Source organism: Bacillus sp. NPDC060175 (assembly GCF_042728695.1).
Classification (GTDB): domain Bacteria; phylum Bacillota; class Bacilli; order Bacillales; family Bacillaceae_G; genus Bacillus_A.
This window is the reverse complement of the sequence record NZ_JBHWYR010000116.1, coordinates 1-10126: the sequence shown is the minus strand read 5'-3', so window position 1 is coordinate 10126 and position 10126 is coordinate 1. Positions and strand designations below refer to the sequence as shown.

The window sequence follows — 10126 nt, the reverse complement described above, 5'->3', positions numbered from 1 at the left end:
ATATTTTATAATTATAACTATGAATAATATAAACTAACTATTAATAGCTTAACAAAAAAATAAAAAAAAGTCTTTGATGAACTATTGTAATGTACTATTTGGTTTAGAAATAGTTACAGTATTTGTATAGAGTCAAAGAAAAGGAGTGAAAGAATGAAAGAAACGAAATTACGTGTTGAAAACGTTACAAAAGTATTTGGAAAGAATCCTTCTAAAGGAATCGCTTTACTAGAAGAGGGAAAAAGCAAAGCTGCTATATTAAAAGAAACTGGTATGACTATTGGCGTGAACCAGGCAAAATTCGATGTTTATGCTGGTGAAATATTTGTCATTATGGGATTATCCGGTAGTGGGAAATCTACACTTGTTCGTATGTTAAATCAGTTAATCAAACCGACTTCTGGCCATATATATATTGATGGTGAAGATATCGCAACAATGGGAAAAGAATCTCTTCGAAAAGTAAGAAGAAACAAAATGAGTATGGTATTTCAAAAATTCGCCTTATTCCCTCATCGAACGGTTTTACAAAATGTTGCATATGGTTTAGAAATACAAAAAGTATCAAAAGAAGAACGAGAAACAAAAGCGTTAGAATCTCTTAAATTAGTAGGTCTAGAAAACAATAAAGATAGTTATCCGGAACAACTTAGCGGTGGAATGCAGCAGCGTGTTGGTATCGCAAGAGCACTAACAAATAATCCAGATGTCCTACTGATGGATGAATCATTTAGTGCTTTAGATCCGATTATTCGAAAAGAAATGCAAAATGAATTATTAGAACTGCAAGATAAAATGAAAAAAACGATTATTTTTATTACACACGATCTAGATGAAGCACTCCGAATTGGTGATCGTATTGCTTTAATGAAAGACGGAGAAATTGTTCAAATTGGAACACCAGAAGAAATTATGGTGAGTCCTGCAAATGAATTTGTAGAGCAATTTGTTGCTGATGTAAATTTAGGAAAAGTTTTAACCTCTGAATCCATTATGAAAAGACCGGAAACCTTATTAATTGATCGTGGTCCACGTGTTGCACTCCAAATCATGAAAAATGCTAGTGTTTCTAGCGTATATGTAGTGAATAAGAAACATGAGTTTTTAGGTGTCTTAACTGCTGATGATGCTAGTAAAGCTGTTAAAAGACAGGTTCCAATAGCGGATTTATTAGTAACAGACATTCCCCCTGTTTATTTAGATACTCTATTAGAAGAAATGTATATAAAAATGGTTAAGGCAAAGTTACCTCTTCCTGTTATAGATGATAAACATAGATTACGAGGGATAATAAAGCGTGAAAGTATTATTCAGGCTTTAGCAGGAAATGTAGAGGAAGAGGTGAATGATAATGAATAGTATTCCACGTATTCCTTTAGGAGAATGGGTTGACACACTTGTTACAAGTTTGTATCAGCATTTCGAAGGGTTGTTCAAAGGATTTTCTTTTATTATCGGGGGATTTGTTGATTTATTAACAAATCTATTAATATTTATCCCAGCCATTATTTTTATTGCAATCACATGCTTATTAGTTTGGTACACCTCCCGTAAAGTTTCACTTATGGTATTTTCTTTAATTGGATTTCTGTTTATCCTTAACATTAACTATTGGGAACAGACCATGCAAACACTAGCGCTTGTCTTGACGTCTGTTATTATCTCTATCATTATTGGTATACCAATTGGGATTTTGGCATCTCAGAACGAAAGGTTTTCCAAATTTTTAAAACCAACTCTTGATTTTATGCAAACAATGCCTGCATTCGTTTATCTTATTCCGGCAATTACATTCTTTGGTGTTGGAGTAGTACCAGGTATTATTGCATCTGTTATTTTTGCAATGCCACCTACTATTCGCTTTACTGAGTTAGGGATTAGGCAAGTACCAGAAGATTTAATTGAAGCAGCTAATGCCTTTGGTTCAACATCGTCACAGAAACTATTCAAAGTACAGCTTCCACTTGCAACTGGAACAATCATGGCTGGTGTAAATCAGAGTATTATGCTTTCTCTATCAATGGTTGTCACTGCATCTCTTGTCGGTGCACCAGGTCTTGGCGTAGACGTTTATCGGTCGGTTACACAAGTTAATATAGGTATGGGCTTTGAAGCAGGCCTTGCTATTGTAGTAATTGCAATTATATTAGATCGAATTACACAAGGTTTTCATAAAAAATAATTATAATGTACATACTAAAAGTCATCATTTGAAACCGCGAGAAATTTATTGCTTAAAGCTGGTGCAAGTAAGGTAATATTAGTTGGTATTATCCCTTTTAAGTAGACAGTGTAAAAAGACTACATTCTTAATGTGGAATGTTACACTATACTTGAAGGGATATTTTAATGGCAAAAAAAGAACAACATTTCAAAAATATGCAGAGACATTTAAATTGAAAGCTGTACATTTGTATAAAAATGATGGACGGAGCTATGATGCGATTGCTAAAGAACTAAGAATGCCAATTGCTACTCCATTGAAAATGTGGGTAAAACAAATTCCCAGTGGTAACGCACTTTCTCCATATTCACTTATCCAATGATAAAGAGTATTCGAATGGATAGATAATTCTTTTGAAACCTCTTTCACAAACATATTCTCTTCCAATAGTAATTGGACTGCAGCCAATTTAAATTGACGATTATAGACTTTTCTACTCATAAACTGAATCACCTTTTTCTTTTAACTTAGTGTGCAATTTATTGTAGCATCTCCAATCCTTTTTAATTCCATTGATATCTATAAAGATTATGGTATGTCATATATTTCTTAATCTCTTGTTTCAACTCAGTAAAACACTCGTAAGGTTTTATATATGCTTTATCTTTCAGATGGCCAAAAAACGATTCTTGTGGTGCTTTATCCCAACAGTTTCCTCTTTTTGACTAATTTCTGGTAGGTAGGACTTGTGTAGTGGGAATCTTAATCAGATTACCATATTCATGAACAGATACATCCAATTATTAATATCTTAATGAATACGAGATAGACGAAGAGTAATTTCAATTTCTATTAATGTTTCATGAAATACTGGATATCTTAGTATGGCGAGGATTAATTTTTTTAAAATTAAGAGTAGTCAGTCTTAATTCTATCAATTTACTATATATTACATTTATGTAAGTATTGTTATAAGGGAATTTTTTAAAACTTTCCCCTAATAAAGTTTTGAAAGAGTTGTCTCAGTATTCTCCATGTTGTAAATATGCCAAGAAAAGAGAATCCATTTGGGTTCTCTTTTCCTTTTAAATTTGAGTCCTTAACCTCAAATTTAAAATACGCATTAATAATTGTGATAATTTAACAGAAAAATCACCTTAACATACAGCAAATACAAAAAAGACCGGATATAATATCCGGTCTTTACTTATTATTGATTAACTGGATTTTCACAATATTTCTTTGCAATTGCACTTGCCATATCAATTGCCCTTTGTAGAGTAGCTTGTTTAGAACTAAAATCATAAGGCTCAAATCCAAATTCTTCATAAATTTCAAAGGAGATGCTTGTTACAAGTCTATACTTTGAAGGGATATCTTCATTATCAATTGTTAAATGGAAATCATAACGATCATCAAAACATAATAGTTCAACTTTGAATGTATCATGTGTGCTTGCTTGGCGAAATTGATAATACTCAACTGGATATAAATAATCACCTTCATTTTTGTAGTTAAAGTCTTTAAAAAAAATTATAATCAACGCCCCTCGTGTGTGTTTTTGGAATATCCCCTATTTTTATCATAAACTCTTACCAATTACAAAGTACAGAATCATTAGATTTATTATTTATGGGCGTTTTAAAAACGATGGTTTTTGATAAAAATATAATGAACAAGATATAATCCTTAAAAATCGCTTAACTACGTTATCAAAACTATTATCAAAATCAATTTAACTTTAACTACCCTTTATGATAAAATCATCTTGTAAAGGTTAGGTGATTCCATGAATTCATATATTTATGGCTATGCAAGGGTAAGTACCCAACAACAAGATTTGATTCGTCAACTAGACATGCTTCAAAATTATAACTGTACTGAAATTGCAACTGAAAAAATAACAGGTACGAAAAGTGATCGTCCAGAGCTTACTCGATTAAAAGATAAAATTAGACCTGGTGATACGTTAGTTGTTGAAAGCTTTTCTAGATTAGGAAGAAGTACCAAAGATTTAATTGAACTTGTTGATTTTTTTGAGAATAAGGGAGTTAAGCTAATTAGTATTAAAGAACAGTTTGATACTAATACACCTCAAGGAAAATTGATGTTAACAGTATTTCAAGCATTCAGCCAGTTTGAAAGAGACTTGATTTCTCAACGAACACAAGAGGGGCTTGAAAGTGCAAGAGCAAGGGGAAGAGTAGGTGGACGCCCTCGTGTTAAGGATAGTTTCCTTCAGAGAGCATTGAAGTTATATGATTCTAAAGAATATAGCATCCAAGAAATTGTAAACATGACAGGTATTAGTCAAGCTACACTCTACCGATATATACGAAAAAATAAGCAAACTGAAAAAAGCGAACAAACTAAAGAACAAACAGCCACTATTCGTATGTTGTTACGTGTAGAAAATAATAATAAATTTGTACAAGGAAAGGGGAAAGTTCGAAAGAATATCGAATCCTTTCTCATATCACAATACTATATGGAACAACGTTCAGGAGAATATATATTTTATGTTCCTTACAACACACTTTCAGATTTAGAAAAAAAGGTAGATAGCATAATTCGTGAAATTGGTTTTGAAGCGGATTTACAAAACTGTTTTACGGAGTTGGATGTGTACTGTGATGAATTGGAGCTACAATGGTAAAAGTAGCATTTGCTTATATAAAGAATTACATTATAAAATAATAAGAAGAAAAGAAAGACAGGGAGAGGAAACCCATGTCCACAAAATTAGTAAATTTACGAATTGATTTCGCTTTTAAACAGTTATTCGGAACGAAGGGAAATGAAGAAATTTTAACTGGATTTCTAAACGCTGTCCTAGAAGAATCTTTAGATGCACCTATTGCATCTCTACAACTAGAAGATCCACATCTTCATAAATCTTATGAAGATGATAAGTTATCCATATTAGACTTATTAGCAACATTAGACAACGGAACGCAAGTGAATATAGAGATACAACTTCGCAATACACATGATATGGTGAAGCGATCTTTATATTACTGGAGTAAACTCTATACATCCCAAATGCAAGAGGGGATGCCCTATCGTTCACTTCGGAAAACAATTACCATTAACTTATTAGATTTTATATTATTCTCCCAAGATGATTCATTTCATACCATAGGACAATTATGGAATCCCAAAAAACAGCAGATACTAAGTGATGATATTGAAATCCATTTTGTTGAAATTCCAAAATTGGTCAAACAATGGCATGAAGAAAAAGTAAATCCATGGGAAAATGTATTTGTCCGTTGGATGTTATTACTATCAGCACATGAAGATGAACATTTAACTCAAACATTGGAGGAGATAGCAATGAATCAAGATCCAATTTTACAAAAAGCAATGAATAAGTGGGAAAATATGAGCCATGACTCTTCTTTCCGAACAGCTTATGAAGCTCGTGAAAAGTTACTTCTAGATGAGCAAGCTAAGCTAGCACATGCTCGAGAAGAGGGCTTAGAGGAAGGCATTGAAAAAGGTATTGAGAAAGGGAAAATTCAATTAATTCGTGGTATGCATAAAAATGGTATGCCATTAGAAGACATTGCAAAATTCACAGGTCTAAGTACAGAAGAAATACGAAAATTACTATTATAATACGTATTATTACAAAAACTTTGCGAAAAATATCGCAAAGTTTTTTATTTAGTCCTTTAAACATCAACTCCTTAAAATATTTTTTCCTTTTTTAGACAGTTTACTATTAATTTATAATAGAAGAAACTTATTCTAAATGGAAAAGTGGGGAATAACAGCTATTATATTTATGGAAATGTTAGAGCTAAAGAAAAATACGTTTTATAAAATAATGAAGGAATATGAGAGAGAAAAGTAGCATCTTTCCTATGAGAGGTCCTACTTTTTCTCCAGTTGTAAGAATCTTGGAGTTTTTGCACCAGAACAGTATTATGTATATCGAGAAAAAATAAAAGACAACTCTAATTAAGAGTTGTCTTTTTGTGTAATAAATTTCACAAAATCTGAAGATATACAAACGACTAGAATACGTTATGGTTGTTATTATAACAAAAACGAATATTATTTTGAATAAAAAAATATTCGAATGAGTTTTTGAGCTTTTTGTTAACAATGTTCACAAATAAACTTTTTGTAAAGGTTTTCTTTGAATATAATTATTTATTTTAAAAATATAATCATGGTTATTGTTTTTCGAGGGTTTCCTTATAAACCTTAGCTATATATTTGACAAAATCAATGACGGGATAGTGTATGAGTGAACGGTGCTGCGCAAAGAGAACCCCTTCTTTTTCCATTTTGGAAATAAGTTGTTCAATTTTTAACTCTTTTTGTTGTATCCTATTATAATTTTGGTATACAATGTTTTTCCATTGATAGGAGGATCCGTGAAAATAACTCTCTCCTTTTACCATATGACTAAATATTATTTCTATTTTTTCTCTACGTTGTGTTTCCTTCATATGAGCTTCCGTTGACTGCATGTTTATCGCCTCTTCCCTTTGAGCTGTATACTTTTTCCAAAAATACGGTCTAACTCATCATAGCTAATGTACAGTAATCTTGTTGGGGATTGTCGTTTACGGCTATCTCATCAACTGTATATATTTTCCGAATACTTAATCTAACATCTTGGATCTTACATCTAAATAAGTTGTTAGTCTATATAACATACCATTCATCTTTTCAGTTTTTACTACCAATAACAAAATTAGAAAGTAGCGAAAACGCATGAAAGATTAATTGTTTATCAATCTTTATTATAAAACGATTCTTTATGGGTATGCACCTTTTTGATATGAAAAAAATCATATAGAAATAAAGCGTTCTTAAAGAGTTTTGTTAAAAATTTTTTATGTTTGACTAAAAAAAAGGAAAGTAATATTTATTTGTAGAAAATTTTTAAGGATAAAAATGAATGTAAAAATAGAATGAATATCTATGATAAGAAAAGGGGGCACTTATATATGCTAACAAATGATTTAGATTTCCGATTAGAACCACGTTTAAAAGAACTGTATGAACAACATAAAATAAGAGCGCAGAAGATAGACTGGGGTTATCATGAGTTTTTACCATGGGATAAGGGAATGGACTTTAAAAGAGTTCCTTGGGATGAAAGTCAAGTTACTCTTCCTTCTGGTGTAATTACGGCCATTGAAACAGCTTTATTAACAGAAGTGAATTTACCATGGTTTACAACGTATTTATCTGCGACCTTTAAGGGGTCCCTTTCTGTTATTACAGACTTTATTCATACTTGGACTTCAGAAGAGGATCAACATTCGAATTTATTGGAGACATATTTACTACTCACTCGAAGTGTGAATCCCAAACGATTACATGAATTAAGAAAGTCAGTCGTTGAGGGGGGATTTGAGCCCGATTTTCACACACCAATCGAAGCAATGACGTATACGACGCTACAAGAACTTGCAACGATGGTGTTTTACAATAATGTAGCTAAGGTTGCAAGTAAGCATGATCCAGATCTTGCTACATTATTACGCCGTCTTGCAAAAGATGAAACTCTTCATTATGCATTTTATCGAGACGTCATTCGAACACATTTGGAATTGGAACCTAATTATTGCTATCATATTGCCAATGTGATTAGGAATTTTAAAATGCCAGGTGCTGTCATGCCTGATTTTGAAAATAGAATGACTGTGATTGCAAAAGAAGCTAACTATGGGCCGCTGCAATATTTTGATCAAGTACTTGATGTAGTAGTTGATTATTGGGGGTTAAAAGACTTACGACCAATTGCACCTCTAGCTGAAAAAGCAAGAATTGAGATTTTGGAGTACCACACAAGATTGAAAAAAATACGGGATCGATTTGGTCGTTTTCAAGGGAAAACGGATCTATGTTAATTAATCGATATTTTAGGATGTATATGGACAAATTGACCGTCCCTTTATTGAGAATCTGACACACTCCCTATTGTTTTTGGGGTGTTTTTTACTTAATTTAATTTTTATCAAAAAAGTAGTTGACTCCAAAAATAAATTTATGATATTATAAGATATTTGATAAAAAATCGCATATGTGTTAAGGTTAAGAAGGTTACCATATATGGAGGTGGATTATATGTTTCAAATTGGCGATAACATTGTTTATCCAATGCACGGAGCAGGTATAATTGAAGCCATAGAAGAAAAAGAATTCTCAGGGAAAAAACAAAAGTATTTTGTTATAAAAATGTCAATCAGTAATATGCAAGTCATGATTCCTATGGGTAAAATATTAAGTTCGAGTATACGCCCAGTTGCTGATATACTTGCATTAAAACACATTATACACATTTTTCAGCATGGAGAATCAGATAAATTACTGCCGTGGAAACAAAGGTATAAAGTGAACACGGACAAAATAAAAACGGGTGAAATACAAGAAGGTGCTGAAGTTGTACGTGATTTAATGCGTATGAAGAAAGAAAAGGTACTTAATACAAGCGAAAAAAAAATGTTGGATAACGCACATGAATTTTTGATTAGTGAACTAGGATTAATTAAAGGGATCACTGAAAATCAAATAAAAAGTTTCTGTTAAGGTTCATTATAGATAATGTATTACATCCCCCGAAAATATCCTGAATTTTTCGGGAATATGATTATTATTAAAAGTAAATCATTTCAAAGACATTTAACTTCTTCAACTCACTTTTAGAGTAGGAACCTCTTTTGTTATTACTTCAATCTAATCCATTTTTATTTTTAAATTTCTTTTACGAACGTTCGAAGTTTCATCAAATAACTCGATTAAATAGTCACTTGATTTTTGCAATCCTGATTCACACTGGCACGGACAAGGATCCGTAAGGATGAAAGAGAGGTAGGGCTTTCATTGTTTTAGGTAATATACTATCTAAGTCATTATTTCTAGAAGAAAAAACAATCAATCTCACCGCTATCTTTAAGAGTTTCTTACATCTACTGAGACAGTGAATAGTAATTGTTTATCTTCTTTACGTAAAATTGATAAACGAACTGGTAACACCATATGGTCAACTACAAAAAATGGTTTCCAGACCAGGAAACCATTTTAAATTTCATTTACATAACAATAGTAAATTAAGCAGTAAGAAGGAGTGCACACATGAAAAAAATGTTAACAAAAGAATTAAGTAAGGAATTAAAGAAGCGGGAAGGGATCATTTCTATTACGGTTGAGCCTTATGAAAAAATCGAAGTTGGTGGAATTCGTGTAGATGGACCAGCTGTTATTCTAATTAATCAAGAATAGCTAAAAATAGTTGAATGAACGAAGAAAAGGATCAGCCTTTACGAGAAGGGAAGATCCTTTTTGTTTGCTGTTGATAATAATAGGATATACATTTCATCTGATGCGATGGGATTAAAAGAAAGGAGAGGGTCGGGATTATCATAGCGGAAAGCTTAATATTGGTAGTATTTCTTTTTATGTTATATAAATTAGTTGCTAAAAAAACAAACTAATTATTTGAAACGATAGATTGTTTTCTTTTTAAGGGCGAGATTTATTTTATAGTGAAATGGATAATTTAAAGGAGGAATTTAGATGGATGCAAGGAAAGAACGCATAAAATATGAGAAGATGTCAAAGAACTATAACCATATTTATTTAGTTTCGTTTCTCCTATTAATTGTACTTGTTTGTAGTAGTGTGATTATCATAGGAGCTACAGGGGGGAATTATGGAGTGTTTTTGTTGTTAGCAATTTTACTTAACGCACGTATTACTAAAGAATCTCAAAAAAAGTATGAGCAGTATTCTAATAAAGGGCGTATTTAAAAAGATAAATATCTTGAAAGGAACAACCTGGATGCACATTCAAAATATCCCTATATCATTGCCTATTAATAACAGATTGGCGTCATAGACGAACAAATAAAAACACAGGGTTTTATCTCTGTGTTTCTTCAAATTTTCGTTTTTGAATATATGCTTGAGCATGAATAATTTCTTCCTGAAGCTCTT

General features: G+C 31.8%; 11 protein-coding genes and 2 pseudogenes. 9 read left to right on the top strand and 4 right to left on the bottom strand.

Annotated features, from left to right (window positions below):
* Positions 1-153: 153 nt before the first annotated feature.
* Positions 154-1359 (top strand): quaternary amine ABC transporter ATP-binding protein, encoded by a 1206-nt coding sequence (locus ACFWDE_RS28425; RefSeq protein ID WP_377896123.1) that lies wholly within the window; start codon positions 154-156, stop codon positions 1357-1359.
* Positions 1352-2182: an ABC transporter permease gene (locus tag ACFWDE_RS28420; protein WP_377896122.1), complete on the top strand. Its 831-nt coding sequence runs from the start codon at positions 1352-1354 to the stop codon at positions 2180-2182. Before ACFWDE_RS28425 ends, ACFWDE_RS28420 begins: the two co-directional genes overlap by 8 nt.
* Before the next feature lie 252 nt (positions 2183-2434).
* On the opposite strand, the gene ACFWDE_RS28415 is transcribed toward ACFWDE_RS28420, so the two are convergent.
* The 3 genes and pseudogenes from ACFWDE_RS28415 to ACFWDE_RS28405 all read right to left on the bottom strand — a co-directional run bounded on the left by ACFWDE_RS28415 (position 2435) and on the right by ACFWDE_RS28405 (position 3707).
* Entirely contained in the window at positions 2435-2665 is a 231-nt protein-coding gene (locus ACFWDE_RS28415; RefSeq protein WP_002169661.1) for a transposase, read from the bottom strand.
* 62 nt (positions 2666-2727) lie between these two features.
* Positions 2728-2923 (bottom strand): annotated as a pseudogene (locus ACFWDE_RS28410) (IS3 family transposase); the annotation flags it as partial.
* Positions 2924-3374: 451 nt separating this feature from the next.
* Complete coding sequence (locus ACFWDE_RS28405; protein ID WP_377896121.1) at positions 3375-3707, bottom strand: hypothetical protein; 333 nt, start codon at positions 3705-3707, stop codon at positions 3375-3377.
* 246 nt (positions 3708-3953) lie between these two features.
* Here ACFWDE_RS28405 and ACFWDE_RS28400 point away from each other — a divergent pair, with 246 nt between their 5' ends.
* The 3 genes and pseudogenes from ACFWDE_RS28400 to ACFWDE_RS28390 all read left to right on the top strand — a co-directional run.
* Complete coding sequence (locus ACFWDE_RS28400; RefSeq protein ID WP_377896120.1) at positions 3954-4820, top strand: recombinase family protein; 867 nt, start codon at positions 3954-3956, stop codon at positions 4818-4820.
* Positions 4821-4894: 74 nt separating this feature from the next.
* On the top strand, positions 4895-5785 hold the full coding sequence (locus ACFWDE_RS28395; protein WP_377896119.1) for an Rpn family recombination-promoting nuclease/putative transposase: 891 nt from the start codon (positions 4895-4897) through the stop codon (positions 5783-5785).
* Between the two features lie 113 nt (positions 5786-5898).
* Positions 5899-6023, top strand: a pseudogene (locus ACFWDE_RS28390) (recombinase family protein); the annotation flags it as partial.
* Between the two features lie 325 nt (positions 6024-6348).
* On the opposite strand, the gene ACFWDE_RS28385 reads toward ACFWDE_RS28390, so the two are convergent.
* Positions 6349-6648 (bottom strand): hypothetical protein, encoded by a 300-nt coding sequence (locus ACFWDE_RS28385; RefSeq protein ID WP_002144219.1) that lies wholly within the window; start codon positions 6646-6648, stop codon positions 6349-6351.
* Positions 6649-7131: 483 nt separating this feature from the next.
* Between ACFWDE_RS28385 and ACFWDE_RS28380 the strand changes: the two genes are divergently transcribed.
* The 4 genes from ACFWDE_RS28380 (at position 7132) to ACFWDE_RS28365 (ending at position 9940) form a co-directional block, all read left to right on the top strand.
* The gene (locus ACFWDE_RS28380) at positions 7132-8040 is read left to right on the top strand and encodes an acyl-ACP desaturase (RefSeq protein WP_002187319.1); all 909 of its coding nucleotides are present in this window, start codon (positions 7132-7134) and stop codon (positions 8038-8040) included.
* A 217-nt stretch (positions 8041-8257) separates the two neighbouring features.
* Positions 8258-8719 carry a CarD family transcriptional regulator gene (locus ACFWDE_RS28375; RefSeq protein WP_377896118.1) on the top strand — a complete coding sequence of 154 codons (462 nt, stop codon included), beginning with the start codon at positions 8258-8260 and terminating at the stop codon, positions 8717-8719.
* Between the two features lie 546 nt (positions 8720-9265).
* Positions 9266-9412: a BC1881 family protein gene (locus tag ACFWDE_RS28370; RefSeq protein WP_377896117.1), complete on the top strand. Its 147-nt coding sequence runs from the start codon at positions 9266-9268 to the stop codon at positions 9410-9412.
* 294 nt (positions 9413-9706) lie between these two features.
* Positions 9707-9940, top strand: a complete 234-nt coding sequence (locus ACFWDE_RS28365; protein ID WP_377896116.1) for a hypothetical protein — start codon at positions 9707-9709, stop codon at positions 9938-9940.
* The last annotated feature ends 186 nt before the right edge of the window (positions 9941-10126 follow it).